Genomic DNA, 16,426 nt, shown 5'->3' on the forward strand with positions numbered 1-16,426 from the left:
GATATCCCTTTCAGGCCCTCGCCCTCATCATTGCAGCCAAATCGACTGCATCTGTAGAACTACTAACACCCTGCCCAATATTCCCGGCAGGTTTCCTTGACCCCAAATGAGGCTTTTTCGCCAGGAGCTCTGAAATGGCCGTTTCCAGCGCTTCGGGGTCGTCTAGGTGTGATTCTTCATATGGGAGGTCGGACGGGTCTGCTAGGCGTCCTGTGGCCGCTGTGAGGGCATTGTGTAGCCGGTGGGCCAGATCGTCGGCCTTCTGCGCTCTTTGGCGGTACTTGGCGTTCTCGTCTCGCAGCTTCTCCACGTAGTCACGCGGGAACGTATCGGGATCCTCATCGTCAGTAGAAGAATCGTCGACATCGGCAGTCTCTTCGACTTCCGGTGCGTCGGACTCGATCTGTTCCTGCGGTTCCTGTTCTGACTGTGCGTTCTCGGTCGTCTCAACCTCTTCGGTATTCTCAAGCGACATTGTTACGTCCTCTCTTCGCCTGTCGGCGTTCATTGGTACGGGCCGCGTTCACGGCCTGCTTCTCGTTCTGGAAATTGCTGGTACGGGTCACGGTGGGCACCGGGTGGCAGACGCAGCCGGTATGACGCGGCATCTGATGTTCGGGGCGGAACACACGGCCATCACGTCCCCACCACTGGCAGAGTTCGCACGCCTTCGAGTCGAGGCCGCGAGTCCAGCCCTTCACCATCGGCAACTTCTCCATCGTGTCCCCATACGCCTTGTGCGCCGCCTCCAGCGTTTCGCCGGTCGCCAGGCGGACGATCTGCATACGCGTGTCCTGGTCGGATCCGAGGATCGTCACGACGGCACCTTCGAGGCGATGCAGGTCAGCCGGTGGCATGGCAGGAGACACGGCGATAGGAGCCTGCAACGACGTCTCTACGTAGTCGCGGAGGACAGACACGGCATAGGTTGCGCCCTGAGCTCGCGCCTGTCCCACGACATCCGCCATCGCCGTAATGAACGTGCCCTGCGAGATCTGCCCAGACTCGAACGCATCCAGAAGTGTTTCAGCGCGTTTCCTGACTTGCCCGGTGAGACTGTTCAGTGCGTTCTCGAAGCTCACTGCGAGATCCCGACGGTCGCAGCGGCGTCGAACGACTCAAGACGCTTCGCTTCCCGGATCCTTGCGATCTCATCCTGTGAATATCCAAGACGTTCGAGCGCAATCGACGGGGGAAGGATCCCGGCCTGCACGAGCTTGACCACGGCGTCGGCCTCCTGAGCAACAGACCTTGTGGCGGCGTCAGCCCAATTCACATGAGCTTCGATGGCGCGAGGATCGAGGCCGGTGCGAACGGCGATGAGGAGACGTGCCACCCATTCCCAGGAGCGCCCGAACTGAGCCTGCCGAGACTCAGCCCGTGCGGTCAGCGACGCCTCAGACGCCCGAAGAGCGTCAGCCGATGCCGGGTTCGACGACGTGATGCCGATGTAATGCGACGGGAGCGCAGACACCGCCATAATCTGGCCGAGGATAATTCGCACCGACGCCTCATAGGATCCGAGGTCAGCAGCCGGGAGCTGCCCGAACTTGGTGTCTGAGTCTTCCGACACCATCGCCCGTGGGCCTTCGGGGATCGGGTTCTGCGGTTCACCGTTCTCGTCTTCGGTGAGCTCGATGCCGGTTGCCCAGCGTCGAGGACGTCCCACGTACTCGGACGACACCATGAGATCCGCCAGCGTCTTATTGAGCGCGTCGACGAGGGGGATGAGGTCTTCGATCTCCGAAGCGCCTTCGTCGAGGAGCCGGTCGGCGTTCTCGAACGGGACGACGGGAACAACGCCCAGCGGGTTCTCGATGACGTCGACAGTCTCGAAACCTGTCGTGGTTGCGCCGGTCGTCTTCGCAGACATGCGGGTGATCGTGTCCTGCGTGTACACGGCAACTTCGGTCGTGGAGTCGGATGTCCAGCGCTTCACCGCAGCCAACACTTCACGGGTTGCAGGATCTCGCACAACCGTCACCTGACGGGCAGACTCGACGGTCGCCTGCGGACGGCCAGCAGCATCTACCCACACGATCACATACGACTTGCCGAGCGTCAGGGCTTCACGATGAGCGACACCGGAGAGTTGGTCGAGGTTGTTTCGGATCCAATCAGCCCAGAGCGCCTGATCGTCATCGGATGTTTGAAACCCGGTGATCCGAAGACGCTCAGACAGCGCTGTAACGGCCAAACGCGGAATGTTCGAGGCCATACGCCCGAACCTGTTGCCGAGCGCTTCACGGGCTTCTGGGGCGAGGTAGGCGAGGGACTGACGGCCAGCATAGTAACGATCAAGCTCGGCATACTTGCCTGCCTTCTCGTCGAGCTGCTGGAGGAGCTTGGAGAGAGAATTCTTGTTCAAAATGTAACAACCTTCCTTGAGGTCTTCTTATTTGCATGGAACGCTGCCCGGTCGAAAGCAACGATGGACGCGACAGCAGCGTCGATCTTGCGGGGACTGTTCTTCTTGTCCTTGGAAACGAGATCGCCCAGAGTCGTCGACTTCGCAACCGTGTTGTTGAAGTGCTCACGCAGACGCGTATCGCCGTCATACGTGACGTGCTGCTCGATGACCGCCTGATACAGCCGGTCGGTAGCTGGAGCCATCCGTCGAGCGAACGCAGTGTTCCACTCGATGACCTTCTTCTCGCCGTGGCGGTCAGCCCACGACTCGATCTCAGAACGCCATCCCCACGGATCCGCTGCGAGCTCCTGCACGTTGTACTTGGCGAACGCATCATCGACAGCCCGGTCGACGTCACCCCGTGGGACTCGCCAGCGGTCATCGCCGGGGTTCTGCCACATGCCGAGGACGAAGAGGTGCGGATCCTGGACAGTGCAGCCGATGAGCACGGTCGAGTCTCCAGACGCCGAACCGTCGAACGCGAGGACGATCTTCTCCTTGCCATCGACGACACGCTCCTCGTCCTTGCACTCGTCGAGAGCGCCGAACGGGAGCCACGAGTCCGAACCGGAAACCCATTGGCCGAGACGCAGCTGCCGGAACACGGGTTCACGCAACGTTCTACGTGCCGATGCCAGCCCGTCTTGCGCCAGGAACGGCTTAACGCACGTCATGGCAGGATTGGCCGTCTTCCACGCTTCTACGTCGTCTGTGGCGCATCCAGACGGCGCTGAATGCTCTTTCAGCCAGAAGCTCTTGTCAGTGCCTTCACGACCGTGCTCCACGAGCTTCCACATCACTGATTCTTGCGTTGAAGCCGGGGTCGAGATCGCCAGCGTCAACGACTCGGGGCGCTTGCCAGTCACCGACGACACGGCCTCCCACACCGGCTCAGTCACTACGTGCATCTCATCGACGATCAGCAGCGACGGATCCCAACCATGAAGAGCGTTCGGATCGGCCGGCAACGGCACCAGCGTCGAATCATTGTGCGGAATGACGATCTTGTCGCGGAAGATATGCGCACGCTCGGCAAGCTCAGGATTCAGCTCGATCATGCGGCGTGCCAGATTCAGCGTGATCCGGGCCTGCCGTTCATCCGTCGCCACGACCAGAACCTCAGCCGACATAGGGCCAGCGAACAGTTCCGCCACGGCCAACATCGCAGCAAGCGCCGTTTTGCCATTCGCACGCGGCATACTGACGAGGCCGGTACGAATACCCTTCCCGAAAGCACCCCTGATGATGTCCTTCTGGAACGTTCGCAGCTTCACCAGATCGCCAGCACCCACACCCTTCGGCACGATGCAGAAGTCTTCGATGAACGCGATACGCTTCGCAGCACGACCAGAAGGCAGACACGACAGATCGAGCGGTTCGACGTCGATATTGCCCTTCGCGCCTGCTCTCACTCTTCCTCCTCGATAGTTGAAACCGAAACTAACTCGAACTTTGACTTGCCCTGGGGTCGGACAGTGACCCCGACTTGGTGCAATCCCCCAAGGTGTGTTGTCATTGGGCGGGTCCGTTCACTTGACGCTGGAGTCGGAGACGGCGCTGACGTCGTTCGAGGATCTTCTTCTCGATGTCGCGTTCCTCTTCTGCGGTTGCCGAGACCATCGACAGTTTCCCGTTGTGGTATCTGCATAAGATTCGGCAGTTGTCGATCTCGTATGACCATTCCGGTCGGTCGACGGCGCGAACGCGGTGATCGACAGTGAGATCGTCACTGGTTCCACATAGTTCGCAGAACGGTGAAAGCTTGCGAAGTTTCTTCGACAGCTTCTTCCATCGCGCATCGTTCTTGAATGCAACGTGTGTTGTGTTCGTCTTGTCTGCTCTCGGCCGGTTGATGCGATGAGCTGAGCAACGATTGTTCTGGCTGAGCTCTCCACACTCGATGCAGGGTTGCAGTGTCACGGCTGCTCCTCCTGCTCGACGAGATCAATGATGGCGTTGGCAAGGTCGGTAGCCTCATCCATGCGTACTCTCATGGTGGCCAGGTACCCACGGCAGATCTGGAGGGCGGGGGTGCCGTGGATAGTGGTGGGGATGACCTTGAGGGTGGGCTTCCTAGACATGGGGGTCCTTTCTTGGACGGGTGGGCGTTAGCTGACCAGCAGGTGCCGGGGGTCTTCGCTGCCGTTGGGGTAGCAGATGTACCCGTGGGCGGCGCATGATCTGAGGAACGTTCTCAGCCATGTACCGGCTTGGTATCTGTCGGTGGCCTTGACTGGTATTGACCATTCAGATGCGAAGTAGTCGGCATAGTCTTCTCCGAAGAGTTCGTCGATGAAGCCGGTGACGCAATCTTCGGCTTCGATGGATTGATCGAAGGCTTCTTCGTGAGTCAAGGCTCCTGACTGTCGGGCCTCTTCGACCTTGGCGTATTTCTGGATCCAGTCGAGGAGGTACTTGTATCTCTCGGTGGGGATGTCCTTCAGTTCAATCGCGTTATCGTCGGGCAATTCGCCAGAATTGCTCGTAACACAATCAAGGGTCTGATGGAGGGTATGTTCTATGGTCTGATGGGGTCCCCCTGAGGGTGCCCCTTCAAGCACCGTGAGGGTGCCCCTTGTGTCCCCTGAGGGTGCCCCTTCGTTCCCTGACGGTGCCTCTTGTGGATTCTCAAGACTCACCCCAGCGGTGCCCCTTGTGTCTTCCATCAGTCGGCGCGGGATACCGAGGCGGTACACGTTCGCCCAACCCTTCTTGACTTCGTTTCCGCCCTTCTGGGTGAGGACGAGATAGCCGAGGTCGAGGAGCTTCTTCAGGTGCCCATCGAGCTTGCTGCGGCTGATGCACGCGTCGTCGATGATGCGCTGACGTCCGGGCCGTGCGTTCTTGCCGTCGCCGTCACTGTAGGAGAAGAAGACCATGAGGACGGAGCGGTCGCCATGAGTGAGGTCGGAGGATCCCAGCATGGCCTGTTTGAACCATCCGTACTTGTCGAAACCGGGCACATCAGTCCTCCCGTTCAAGTGCGTCGCGGCCTGCGTTGGTCAGCGTGTAGCCGGTGCCGGTCGCTTCGATCAGTCGGACGCGTGCAGTGTCGAGGAGGAGGATCAGGTTCTCGAGCTGCTGGAGGTTCAGAGAAGCGTCTCCGACGATCATCTCGGGGTCTTCGTCGTCGAACTTGACGAGGGTAACGTCGATGCCTTCGCGTTCAGCCACGCCGATGTAACCGAGGTTCTTATGGTGCAGGCGGCGGTCGCCCAGTTCTGCGAAGTCGGGGGCGATGCACTGCTCAGGGTCGCACCAGATTGGATGGACGACGAGATCGTTGTGGGATATACTGATATGCAACATAGCTTGTTCACCTTTCAGGTTGTTCAGGTTGACGGCATCGGATGGATTCTTGGCGGAGTCTCCGGTGTCGTTTTGTTTTGTGAGGCGTTGGTCCTCGTCGTGCTTCATGCGTCGGAGCATGTCGCCGCTGACGGGGAAGAACACTGTGTCGTCGACTGGGACGTCGTAGATGGTCATCACGCGCTCACCATCTTCACGGGCTTGATGCCAGCGCCCGAGGCCATGAAGCCGGGCATGTGTTCGAGCTGCCACCAGGGGCCGCGTCCGTCGCGTGCTACGACCTCGTTTCCGGTGGGGTCCGCATAACCGGCGTGGTGCCCGTAGTCGAGTCCTCCAGTAGCTGCCATTCGGTCCACGGCGTCGTATGCCTTGATCGCGTCGTAGCCGATGCGGGCGAGCTCATTGAATGCGTGTTCGACGAGGGTGCGGCCAGCGTTGGGGTGCGCTTCGAGGATGAAGTCGGTGTAGATGTTCATGCCGTCACCGAGCTTTCGTACTGCTCGTTCAGCCACGCTTCGCAATCTTCAATCGCGTAGTAGACGAGCTTCTTTCCGACGCGGAACGACTTGGGGCCGGTGCCGTCTGCGACGTGCCGCCAGTAGCGCAGCGTGCTTTCGCTGACGCCGAGGTGCTTCGCCGCCTCTCCCGTGCTGAGCATCTGCTGGCCGTTGATCTGTCTCATGGTTCCCTCCTGATTTCCGTTGGTGAAAGACACCGGGTTGGTGTCATAGTTAAACCATACCACACCGTTCTAGTGTTACACCAGAGTCGTGTAGGATTAATGACTATGGACACCAGGACAGAAACCCCGAGAGAGCCGCATCCTTTCAGGCACAACATGAAAAAGTGGCGGAAAATCAAGGGAATGTCGCAGGATGACCTTGCCAGGAAAATCACAGAGAACCCTCCAGATTCTCTAATCTTCCACCAGCAGACGATCCAGAAGATCGAGAACGGCAACCGAGGCGTCTCGCTTACCGATGCGGTGGTCATCTCAGCCGCGTTGGACGTCGATCTCAACACGATGCTCATGAGGCCGGACGCGCCAGGCAAGACATCCATTGACCTCCGAAAAGAGCGGCTGCGACGGGATATGCACGTGGCGCACCTTGCGGTGAAGGAACTGGAGTCCACACTTAAGAAGCTGGAAGAGGTTTACGACATCGCGCCAGGCGAAGAGGAGCGCGAATCTGTCGACAAGGAAATCGGCAGGAATCACCGCCACGAGTCACCTGTACGTCGAGTGCTGGACGAATACGAGCAGGAAGTCACTGACGAGGCCTACCAGCAGATGACGCAAAGCAGGGTCGATCATGGCGTCGATAACTAAGCGCGGCTCTTCGTATCAGGTCAAGTGGCGCGAACCATCGGGCCGGTGGAAAACGCAGACGTTCCCGAAGTGGGCTCAGGCGAACAAGCACAAATCTAAGGTCGAGTCGGAGCTTCATGCTGGGACGTATCTGGAGGCTGGGCGCGGCGAGGTCAAGGTCGCTGATTGGGTTCAGCAGCAGTTGGACGCGAGGACGGATCTCGCCTCTTCGACGAGGACGCGCACGCAGGGCATCATCGACTCTCACATCAAGCCGAAATGGGCCTCAGACGGCCTTAGAACGGTCGAGCATGGAGATGTCCAGGAATGGGCGAAAGAGCTCTTGCAAGGGCTGTCTGTGCGCTCTGTGAAGAAGATTGTGAACGTGTTGTCGGCCGCGTTCGATGCCGCCATCAGGGACCGGCGTGTGAGTTTCAATCCTTGCGCCGGGATCCGGTATCCGAAGGTTGCGCCGAAGGGGAAAATCTTCCTGAGCGCGGAGCAGGTTCACCAACTCGCGCACGCGACGTTCGACGACCGGCAGAAGCTCATCGTGTACACGCTGGCCTATACGGGGCTGCGGTGGGGTGAGCTTGCCGGGTTAAGGGTGCGGGACTTCGACCCGCTGCGTCGTCGTCTCAATGTGGAGCAGACCATCGTCGAGGCCGGGGGTCGAGTGGAGGTCAAGCCGCCGAAGGATAACGAGATCCGATCTGTGCCGATGCCGAAGTTCCTTGTGGAGATGGTCGCGGCGCATGTGGCCGGTCAAGATGTCGACGATCTGATCTTCACGTCTCCCCGTGGTGGGCCGCTTCGTAATCGGAATGAGCGCGGCCGGTGGTTCGATCAGGCTGCGGAATCGATAGGTGTTCCCGAGCTCACACCGCACGGGCTGAGACACACGGCCGCTTCGATGGCCATCAGCGCTGGAGCGTCGGTGCTCTCGGTGCAGCGGATGTTGGGGCACTCGTCGGCCACGGTGACATTGGACGTGTATTCGTCGCTGTTCGAGGATGATCTCGATGAGGTGGCCGAGCGCCTGGATCGGATGCACGACGCGGCTCATGTTCCCAATGTGTTCCCATCAGGGGGAGTACGCCAGCTACCAAACTAACGTTTCCCCTGGTGAGAGGTGGAGCCCCCTGTCAGACTCGAACTGACGACCTTCGCTTTACAAGAGCGGTGCTCTACCAACTGAGCTAAGGAGGCGCGGTGCAGACCGAGCGTCTGCGCCTACATGATAGTAGTCCATGGGCCGGTCCCGCCACAAAACCTCAGGGGAAGGTGTGCCGACACGAGCGCGGGCCCGCCCGCCAAGCGGAGCACTCACTCGCCTCACGCGCGACGAAGGCCGGCCCCACGCAAGGCGAAGGCCGGGCCCCACGCACGGCGAAGGCCGGGCCCCACACACGGCGAAGGCCGGGCCCCACACACGGCGAAGGCCGGGCCCCACCTCGGCGGGGACCGGCCTTCTCATCCGACTGGCTGAGGGCCCTGCGGATCAGCCCTTGAACTCTCCGGTGGCCTTGAGGATCTCGGTGGCCAGGGCCTGCGGGTCGCTGGTGTTCTCGGTGTGCTTGCCGTTGATGAGCACCCACGGCGTCGCCTCGACGCCGTCGTCCAGAGCGGTCTGGCTCGACTGTTCGACGAACTTCTCGAAGGTCTTCTCACTCACGCAGGACTTCACGGTCTGCTCGGGGTCGGCGTTGAGCTTCTTCGAGGTGTCGACGCCGGCGTCCTCGGCGACTTTGAGCAGCTCGGCGTCGGTCCGCCCGTTGCCGCCCTCTTCGGGCTGCTGGGCGAACAGAGCATCGAACAGGTCCACGGCGACCTCGGGCTGGTTGTCGATGACACAGGCGGCGAGGTTGGCCGAACGGGTCGAGTACTCGTTGCCGCTGGACATGCGGTCGAGGATCGAGACGGGCTTGTAGTTGACGACGATCGAACCTTCGTCGGCGAGCTTCTTCAGCATCGAGGAATTGCCCTCTTCGAAGGCCTTGCACCCGGGGCACTGGAAGTCGATGTAGACGGTGACCGTGGCCGCGTCCTTCTTCACCCCGGCCTCGCTCGGCGCGGGCAGATCCGATTCCTCGCCCTCGGGCATCTTCTTCGGCTGCACGAGAGTGTCGTCCTTGGCCACGGTGATGCCGTCGGCGACATAGTTCTCAGGACTCACGGCGGGCTTGTTCTGCTGGAAGATGAGCACGCCGACCACGCCGAGGACCGCGACGATGACGATGGCGATGCCGACGTACAGGATGGTCTTGGCGGTCTTCTCCTTCTTCGCCTGATTCGCCGCGATCTGGCGGGCGTTCTCACGCGCTCTGTTCCGCTTGTCGTCTCCGGAGCTGTTCTTCGCCATTGTTCCTCACGTTGGATCGTCTGACATCGGTGCGGCCTGGGGCCCGAACGGTGCGGGACCGCTGCCGCGACCCGCCGGCACCACTGTACCGAAACCGCTCTCGAGCCGATTCCCAGAGATGCTCAAGGTTCGGCTAGACGGGGCCCGGGAGGTAGTCGAAGGGGCTGACCGGCAGCGGCCACCAGGACATGTCCGCCCCCGACTGGACGACCATGATGCCGAGGACGATGAGCAAAGCGACCACCGCCAGGGCGATGAGCCGCCCCAGCTGATTGCGCGTGGCCCCCGAGACGAGCAGCCGCGAACCGTAGCGCAGGCTCGACGCGCCCGGGCCGACCCACAGCACCAATGCACCGGCGGCGCCGGCCGCCCACACCGACCACTGCTCGGACGCTCCGCTGGGCACGATTCCGGCGATGTCGAGGCGGGTGAGCACGAGCGTGGCGACGGCCGCGATCGCGGGCAGGATGAGCGAGGCGATCGAGGTCAGCACCGAGGCCAGAACGGCCCCCGGCGCCGAGGCGAGCGCGCGGCCGAATCCGCCCGTTTCCATTCCGCGATCGAACCGGTACCGCTGGACCTTCCGGTCCACGCGCGTGCCGGTGCGGGCGAGGATCGACCAGAGCAGAGCGACGAGGCAGATGACGAGGGGGCTCAGCGGCATGACGGCCACGGCCAGCACGATGAGGCCGAAGGCGACCCAGCCGCCGCTGCGCACTCGCCTGTAGGTCATCGGCGCCCAGGGATAGCCGGGCTGCCCGGCCGGGTGGCCGGGCTGTCCGCCCGGCTGCATCGGCTGGCTGCCCGGCTGCACGACCTGACCGCCGGGACCGCCCTGCCAGGGGCCCTGTTCGCCGGGCTGCATGGCTCGGCCGTTCTGGCCGGGGTATCCCTGTCCGGGCTGGACGAAGCCTGATCGGCCGAGATCGGCCCCGGCCAGAGGTGAGCCCGGGCCGGCTTGGATGCTGCCGTGGGGGCTTCCGACCGGCGGCGCGCTCCCCTGCTGAGGCGGCTGCCAGCTCGTCTGCCCGGGACCGCCGTGGCTTCCCTGCCCGTGGCCCGGACCGCTGTGGTTGACCGGGCGACTGGCACCCGGGTAGTTCGGCTGGCCGCGCATGCTCGGATCCGCCTGCGGATGGCCGGGTCCCGGATGCCCGCCGTGCGCAGCGCGCTGACCGGCCGCGGCTCCGTATCCTGCGGCGGCCCCGGCGGCGCCTCCCAGCGCCGCCCCGCCGAGCGCCGCAGCGCCGGGCCCGCCGGGCCCGTCGTCGACGGCGGGCATGACCGCAGTCCCGCTCGGGGAACGGTGCGTCCCTCCCCCGCTCGGACCCGAACCGAGCTGCGGCATCCGTCCGGACTCGATGTCGACGAGAGCGTCGAGGATCATCTGCCCGGACGGGCGGCGCTCCGGCTTCGGGTCGAGGCAGGCGCCGATGAGGGGCACGAAGTGCCTCGGCGCCCCGTCGAGGTCGAACTTGCCCATCGCGACCCGTCCGAGCACCGCCTCCAGCGGTCCCGTGCCGTACGGGTTGCGGCCGGTGGCGGCGAAGGCCATGGTCGCCGCCCACCCCCACCAGTCGGTCTTCTCGCTCGAGTTCTTGCCGTCGGCGATCTCCGGGGACAGGTATCCAGGGGTGCCCATGACGAGACCGGTCGCGGTCACCCGCACCTCGTCGGCGACCTGGGCGATGCCGAAGTCGATGACCATGGGTTCGCCGTCCATGATCATCACATTCGCGGGTTTGAGATCCCGATGGATGACGCCGGCCTCGTGGACGGCGTTGAGGGCGTCGAGGAGTGCGTGGCCGAAGTGGACGAGTTCGTCCTCGGCGAAGGGACCGTTGTCGCGGACGTCGTCGGACAGGGTCTGACCGTCGACGAACTCTGTGATGATGAAGGGCTGCGCCGAATCGAGTTCCGCGTCGAGCACCTCGGCGATGCGGGGATGGCGGATCCTCCGCAGCGTTCTGACTTCCCTGGCCAAACGCTTGCGCGCGGTTTCGTCATTGGCGATGTGGGGGTGGAGGACCTTGACCGCGACGGGATTGTTCCCGCCGTCGACACCGAGGTAGACGACGCCCATGCCGCCCGAGCCGAGCTCCTCGATGAGGCGGTATCCGCCGAGATCCTGATCCATCACCTGGCCAAGCCTAGTCGAGCGAGTACAGTTCATTCCAAGGACCGACACAGGAGGAGGCGCAGATGAGCACCGTCAACTCTGCCGAGCCCGGCACTGAAACCCACTTCGGCGACAGCGATTTCGTCGTCGTGGCCAACCGTCTTCCCGTGGACCGTGATCCCGACGGAGAGAACGGCGGATGGCGGACCTCACCTGGGGGTTTGGTCACCGCAGTGGCTCCTGTGATGAAGGCCCAGGAGGGGGCGTGGATCGGATGGACCGGGGTTCCCGATGAGGACTTCGCCCCCTTCAGCATCGACGGCATGCACCTGACTCCCGTGACGCTGACGAGTGAGGATGTCCGCAGGTACTACGAAGGATTCTCCAACGCCACGTTGTGGCCGCTCTACCACGATGTCATCGTCCCGCCCGAGTACCACCGCACATGGTGGGACGCGTATGTGCGGGTCAACGAGCGCTTCGCGGCGAAGGTCGCCGAGACGGCCGCGGAGTCCGCAACGGTGTGGATCCACGATTATCAGCTCCAGCTGGTCCCGCTCATGGTGCGCCGACTGCGCCCCGATGTGGCGATCGGCTTCTTCAACCACATCCCGTTCCCGCCCTATGAGCTCTTCGCCCAGCTGCCCTGGCGCGACGAGATCCTCCGCGGACTCCTGGGCGCCGACCTCCTCGGCTTCCAGCGTCCGGCGGATGCGGCGAACTTCCGCCGCGCGGTCCGCGGTCGGCTGGGCTTCACGACGAAGGGATCGACGGTCACCGTCCCGGAGGGCGAATCGCTGTCGGCGCACGTCGTCCGCGCCGAGGCGTTCCCGATCTCCATCGACACCCCCTACCTCGAGGAGCTCGCCGAGGATCCCGACATCGTCGAGCGGGCGCGGCAGATCCGGGAGGATGTCGGCAATCCGAAGGTCGTCATGCTCGGCGTCGACCGCATGGACTACACGAAGGGCATCCGGCACCGGCTCAAGGCCTACGGTGAGCTGCTCGCCGAGGGCCGCCTGAATGTCGAGGACGTCGTGCTCATCCAGATCGCCACCCCGTCCCGGGAGCGCCTCGAGCAGTACAAGATCATCCGCCATGACGTCGAGCTCGCCGTCGGGCGGATCAACGGTGAGCAGGTCGACGTGGGCTCGATCCCCGTGCGCTACCTCCACCACTCGTACCCGCGGGACGAGATGACGGCGTTCTTCCTCGCCGCCGATGTCATGCTCGTCACCGCTCTGCGCGACGGGATGAACCTCGTGGCCAAGGAGTACGTGGCCTGCCGGAAGAACGACGACGGAGCCCTCGTGCTCTCCGAGTTCACCGGCGCCGCCGAACAGCTCAAGGGCGCGGTGATGATCAATCCGCACGACATCGGCAACCTCAAGGCCGGCATCCTCGAGGCCGTCGAGATGGATGAGAGGACGCGGACGAGGCGGATGCGGCAGATGCGCAAGAAGGTCACCACGGACACCGTGAGCCAGTGGTCGAAGAACTTCCTCGCCGAGCTCACCCACATCAAGCGCAATCCCGAGGACATCGTCCCCGACCGTCCGGTGACGCAGAAGAGCCGGACCGCTCTGGCGCCGGATGCTCCGGCCGAACCATCCGATCGCGCCCACCAGCCCGAAGAGGCCGGTTGGGCCGCCGATATCTCCACCTCCCGCTAGGAGCCGAAGAGTGACGAGACGACCGGCCGCGCTCACCCCTGCCCTGTCCACCCCCGCCGAGGTGGATCTGCGTGAGCTCATCACCGCCGATTCCCTGCTCATCGCCCTCGACTTCGACGGCGTGCTCGCACCCCTGCAGGACGATCCGGAGACCTCGCGGATGGTCCCGGAATCGGCGGCGGCGATCACCGCGCTGGCAGAGCTGCCGCACACCCGGGTCGCCCTGGTGTCCGGACGCGACATCGCGACCCTGCGACGCCTCACCGCGGTCGGCGATGCCGTCTGGCTGATCGGCTCCCACGGCGCCGAGGCGGAGCTCGGTCCGGGCGCCGCGGCGTCCCGTTCGCCTGACCTCTCGACGCGCGAGGAGGAGATGCTCGCGGCCATCGATGCCCACATCCTGGCCTTCGAACACACGCTGGCCGGCGAGAGCGCGGCCACCGGTTTCCGCGTCGAGGCCAAACCCTATTCGCGCACCGTCCACACCCGCGGATTCGACCCGGTGCTCGCCGATGCACTGCACGAGCATGCCATCGCGGTGGCCCAGGAGTATCCGGACATCCGCATCATCGAAGGCCACGACATCACCGAGCTCGCGGTCAAACAGGCGACGAAGGGCGACGGCGTGCGGCTGCTGTTCCGGGCCGAGGAGCCGACTGCGATGGCCTATCTCGGCGACGATGTCACCGACGAGGACGCGTTCACAGCCCTCAAGGAGCTCTCGGCGGACTCCGCCGTCACCGATCCCTCGCCCACGACCGCGCGGACAGTCGCCGCCGGTCTGACCGTCAAGGTCGGACGCGCTCCGACGGGCGCGGCATGGCGGATCGCCGATCCCGGAGCCGTCGCCCTCCTCCTCGCACGCCTCGCCGCCTCCCGCGCCGAGCACCTCGGCGCACCGCTTCCCTGATCGCGCCCCGTCCTGTTCTCAGCGGGCGCTGCGCCGGTGCCCGTCCTCAGCGTCGCTGCGGCGGGACCGCGCTGGCACGGAGGACGAGATCCGGATCGACCGTGTAGTCCACGTGCACCCGCTGCCGACCGGCGGCGATCATGGCCCGGATCTCATCGATCGCCGACTGCGCCACCATCGCCCAGTCATAGACGACCTGTGACAGCGGCGGCTCGACGACATCGGCGTCCGGCACGTCGCCGACCGTGAGCAGCGACAGGTCCCGGGGCACATCGAGCCGCAGCCGTTGGGCGGCCTCGAGCAGGCCGAAGGACAACGAGGGCGCGCAGGCGATGACGGCCGTGCAGCGCAGGTCGATGAGCTCCTCGGCGGCGGCGACACCGGCCATCGTGCCCCCGGCCGCCTCGACGACGGGCGCCTGATCGCGGGTCGCCGGGATGTGGAGGATGCCGGCCATCGACCTGCGGAATCCGGCGATGCGCGCCGGTGCCGCCGAATCGCGCAGCACCGCGAGACCGATGCGACGGTGCCCGAGGTGGACGAGGTGGGCGACGGCGGTGTCGATGCCGCCGGTGGCATCGAGGTAGATGCGCGAGATCCCGTCGTCGTGGCGGGCGTTGGAGATGCGGATGAGCGGCAGCCCGCGCTCGGCGAGGATGCCGGCGAGCGCTCCGGCGGCACCACCGCCGACGACCACGGCGCCGGAGACCGTCGGGCCGCCGTGCTCATCGCCGAGGATCGTCTCGGCCAGAGCCTCATTGCGTTCGGCGACGGCTTCGATGTGGACGACGGCGATGCGCAGACCGAACATCCGGTTCGTCAGGATCTCCGCCAACCGGGAGTACGGATCGACATTGCCTGCGGACACGGCGGGCTTGATGAGAGCGATCATCGGGACTTCGGTGCCCGGTTCTGCCCGCTGCCCGGTCCCGCGCGTCTCGGGGCTGTGGCCGGCAGCGCCGAGAATGGCCAGGGCCTGCCTCACCTTCGCCAAGGAAGCCGGCGAGACCGATTCGGGATCGCGCAGCGCCCTCGAGGCGGTGGCCTTCGACACCCCGGCCGTGCCGGCGATCTCTGCGAGGCGGACGTGCCGATGCTCCGGCGGCTGCCCGCCCGAGGTCGGTCCGCTCGTCTCCTGCTCGTTCACTGGCGGGCCGCCGTCGTCGAGGTGCGGGCGATGAGTCGCGGGCGGAACACCGGCGGCACCGTCGGCAGCCCCGTCGACGAGATGCGCAGAGTGTTGAGGGTGGCCGCGACCAGCGCGTTCGAAAGGCCTTCGAGGTCGAGGCCGAGGACGGTGGCGGGCGGGCCGGTGAACTTCATGGTCGGAGAATCGCCGAAGCCGACGATCGACATGTCCCGCGGCACCTGCAGATGCCGATTGCGCAGCCCGTGCAGGGCCCCGTGCAGCTGCAGCGCGGACTGCACGATCACCGCCGTGCAGGTCGCGTCCTTGAGTTCGAGCACGGCACGCGATCCGCCCGAGAACGACTTCGGCACCCGCGCGATCCAGTCCTCGAGAGTGAGCCCGAGATTGCGCGCCGGATGCTCGGCGAGGAAGCGGCGGATCAGCTGCACAGCCAATTCTCCACTGTCGTTGCAGATCAGACCGATCCGCCGGTGGCCGATCGCGCGCAGGTGTTCGAAGGCCGTGGTCATCCCGCCGCCGAGATCGAGACGGGCGGCGATGATATCGGCACCGCCCGGTCCGGCCGGGCCTCCCGGCTCCCTCGCCGCCGCTGCGTTCGTCGCCGTTCCGCCGGCCGCGGTTCCGTCCGTCTGCGCTCCCCCGGTCACCTGTCGGCCGAGTTCGTCGGAAGTCGTGGCGGACTGCTCGTCGACGCGGATGCACGGGATGTCGGTGTGCAGACTCGTCAGCGTCGGTGTCACGAGGGCGACCGCGCCGGCATCGATCGCGATCCGCAGGGGCTCGGGATCGGTCTCGACGAGCGGCCGCGTGACGAGCAGACCGTGGTCCTGCAGAGCCTTGGCCACACGGGTGCAGACCTGGACCTGCCAGTGTTCGGGATTGCCGGGGGCGCCGACGGCCACGAGCCGCCTCGGCGCGTCATGGAGCAGCGTCGACCGCGAATAGCCGAGCTCGTGCATCGCCTCGAGGACCTTCGCCCGGGTCGCCTCGGCGACCGCGCCGCGGCGGCCGAGGACACGTGAGACCGTGGCCAGGGACACCCCCGCCCGGGCGGCGACCTCGTCCAGCGTGACCTTCATATGCGTCAGTCTACTTTCGGCAGGTGTGTGCATCAGCGCACCGGCATCGTGCTGAGAATCACTCTACGCTTTGTCGAATAGAATGAGCGCCCGACCGGCCCACCC

Annotated in this window: 18 protein-coding genes and 1 tRNA gene; 4 read left to right on the plus strand and 15 right to left on the minus strand. The window is 64.5% G+C overall.

Going from position 1 to position 16,426, the window contains the following annotated elements:
- Positions 1-10 precede the first annotated feature (10 nt).
- From IIE29_RS03910 to IIE29_RS03955, 10 genes are all read right to left on the minus strand, one after another.
- Positions 11-475: a hypothetical protein gene (locus IIE29_RS03910; protein ID WP_209323866.1), complete on the minus strand. Its 465-nt coding sequence runs from the start codon at positions 473-475 to the stop codon at positions 11-13.
- The gene (locus tag IIE29_RS03915; RefSeq protein WP_209323867.1) at positions 465-1,082 is read right to left on the minus strand and encodes a hypothetical protein; all 618 of its coding nucleotides are present in this window, start codon (positions 1,080-1,082) and stop codon (positions 465-467) included. The genes IIE29_RS03910 and IIE29_RS03915 overlap by 11 nt, the downstream gene beginning before the upstream one ends.
- On the minus strand, positions 1,079-2,368 hold the full coding sequence (locus tag IIE29_RS03920; RefSeq protein WP_209323868.1) for a phage portal protein: 1,290 nt from the start codon (positions 2,366-2,368) through the stop codon (positions 1,079-1,081). The genes IIE29_RS03915 and IIE29_RS03920 overlap by 4 nt, the downstream gene beginning before the upstream one ends.
- Positions 2,365-3,822, minus strand: a complete 1,458-nt coding sequence (locus tag IIE29_RS03925; protein ID WP_343071779.1) for a terminase large subunit domain-containing protein — start codon at positions 3,820-3,822, stop codon at positions 2,365-2,367. The genes IIE29_RS03920 and IIE29_RS03925 overlap by 4 nt, the downstream gene beginning before the upstream one ends.
- Positions 3,823-3,922: 100 nt before the next feature.
- A complete protein-coding gene (locus tag IIE29_RS03930; RefSeq protein WP_209323869.1) occupies positions 3,923-4,330 on the minus strand; it encodes a hypothetical protein in 408 nt (135 codons plus the stop codon).
- Positions 4,327-4,491, minus strand: a complete 165-nt coding sequence (locus IIE29_RS03935; protein WP_209323870.1) for a hypothetical protein — start codon at positions 4,489-4,491, stop codon at positions 4,327-4,329. Before IIE29_RS03935 ends, IIE29_RS03930 begins: the two co-directional genes overlap by 4 nt.
- 27 nt (positions 4,492-4,518) lie before the next feature.
- On the minus strand, positions 4,519-5,373 hold the full coding sequence (locus IIE29_RS03940; protein WP_209323871.1) for a helix-turn-helix domain-containing protein: 855 nt from the start codon (positions 5,371-5,373) through the stop codon (positions 4,519-4,521).
- Position 5,374: 1 nt separating this feature from the next.
- The gene (locus tag IIE29_RS03945; RefSeq protein ID WP_209323872.1) at positions 5,375-5,896 is read right to left on the minus strand and encodes a hypothetical protein; all 522 of its coding nucleotides are present in this window, start codon (positions 5,894-5,896) and stop codon (positions 5,375-5,377) included.
- Positions 5,896-6,195, minus strand: a complete 300-nt coding sequence (locus IIE29_RS03950; RefSeq protein ID WP_209323873.1) for a hypothetical protein — start codon at positions 6,193-6,195, stop codon at positions 5,896-5,898. The genes IIE29_RS03945 and IIE29_RS03950 overlap by 1 nt, the downstream gene beginning before the upstream one ends.
- Positions 6,192-6,401 carry a helix-turn-helix transcriptional regulator gene (locus IIE29_RS03955; RefSeq protein WP_246475666.1) on the minus strand — a complete coding sequence of 70 codons (210 nt, stop codon included), beginning with the start codon at positions 6,399-6,401 and terminating at the stop codon, positions 6,192-6,194. Before IIE29_RS03955 ends, IIE29_RS03950 begins: the two co-directional genes overlap by 4 nt.
- A 99-nt stretch (positions 6,402-6,500) precedes the next feature.
- On the opposite strand from IIE29_RS03955, the gene IIE29_RS03960 reads away from it, so the two are divergent.
- Positions 6,501-7,049 (plus strand): helix-turn-helix transcriptional regulator, encoded by a 549-nt coding sequence (locus IIE29_RS03960; protein ID WP_209323874.1) that lies wholly within the window; start codon positions 6,501-6,503, stop codon positions 7,047-7,049.
- Positions 7,033-8,142 carry a tyrosine-type recombinase/integrase gene (locus IIE29_RS03965; protein ID WP_209323875.1) on the plus strand — a complete coding sequence of 370 codons (1,110 nt, stop codon included), beginning with the start codon at positions 7,033-7,035 and terminating at the stop codon, positions 8,140-8,142. The genes IIE29_RS03960 and IIE29_RS03965 overlap by 17 nt, the downstream gene beginning before the upstream one ends.
- A 19-nt stretch (positions 8,143-8,161) precedes the next feature.
- Here the strand turns inward: IIE29_RS03965 and IIE29_RS03970 are convergent.
- The 3 genes from IIE29_RS03970 to IIE29_RS03980 form a co-directional block, all read right to left on the minus strand.
- Positions 8,162-8,237, minus strand: a tRNA-Thr gene (locus IIE29_RS03970).
- Between the two features lie 292 nt (positions 8,238-8,529).
- Complete coding sequence (locus tag IIE29_RS03975) at positions 8,530-9,390, minus strand: DsbA family protein (RefSeq protein WP_209323876.1); 861 nt, start codon at positions 9,388-9,390, stop codon at positions 8,530-8,532.
- Positions 9,391-9,523: 133 nt separating this feature from the next.
- Entirely contained in the window at positions 9,524-11,527 is a 2,004-nt protein-coding gene (locus IIE29_RS03980; RefSeq protein WP_209324139.1) for a serine/threonine-protein kinase, read from the minus strand.
- Between the two features lie 65 nt (positions 11,528-11,592).
- Between IIE29_RS03980 and IIE29_RS03985 the strand changes: the two genes are divergently transcribed.
- Together IIE29_RS03985 and otsB are read left to right on the plus strand one after the other, a co-directional pair.
- The gene (locus tag IIE29_RS03985) at positions 11,593-13,182 is read left to right on the plus strand and encodes an alpha,alpha-trehalose-phosphate synthase (UDP-forming) (RefSeq protein ID WP_209323877.1); all 1,590 of its coding nucleotides are present in this window, start codon (positions 11,593-11,595) and stop codon (positions 13,180-13,182) included.
- Positions 13,183-13,192: 10 nt separating this feature from the next.
- Positions 13,193-14,092, plus strand: a complete 900-nt coding sequence (otsB, locus tag IIE29_RS03990) for a trehalose-phosphatase (protein ID WP_209323878.1) — start codon at positions 13,193-13,195, stop codon at positions 14,090-14,092.
- Positions 14,093-14,138: 46 nt separating this feature from the next.
- On the opposite strand, the gene IIE29_RS03995 is transcribed toward otsB, so the two are convergent.
- Both IIE29_RS03995 and IIE29_RS04000 read right to left on the minus strand, forming a co-directional pair.
- Positions 14,139-15,239, minus strand: a complete 1,101-nt coding sequence (locus IIE29_RS03995) for a LacI family DNA-binding transcriptional regulator (RefSeq protein ID WP_209323879.1) — start codon at positions 15,237-15,239, stop codon at positions 14,139-14,141.
- On the minus strand, positions 15,236-16,321 hold the full coding sequence (locus tag IIE29_RS04000) for a LacI family DNA-binding transcriptional regulator (protein WP_209323880.1): 1,086 nt from the start codon (positions 16,319-16,321) through the stop codon (positions 15,236-15,238). The genes IIE29_RS03995 and IIE29_RS04000 overlap by 4 nt, the downstream gene beginning before the upstream one ends.
- Between the last annotated feature and the right edge of the window lie 105 nt (positions 16,322-16,426).

Source organism: Brevibacterium renqingii (assembly GCF_017808095.1).
GTDB lineage: Bacteria > Actinomycetota > Actinomycetes > Actinomycetales > Brevibacteriaceae > Brevibacterium > Brevibacterium renqingii.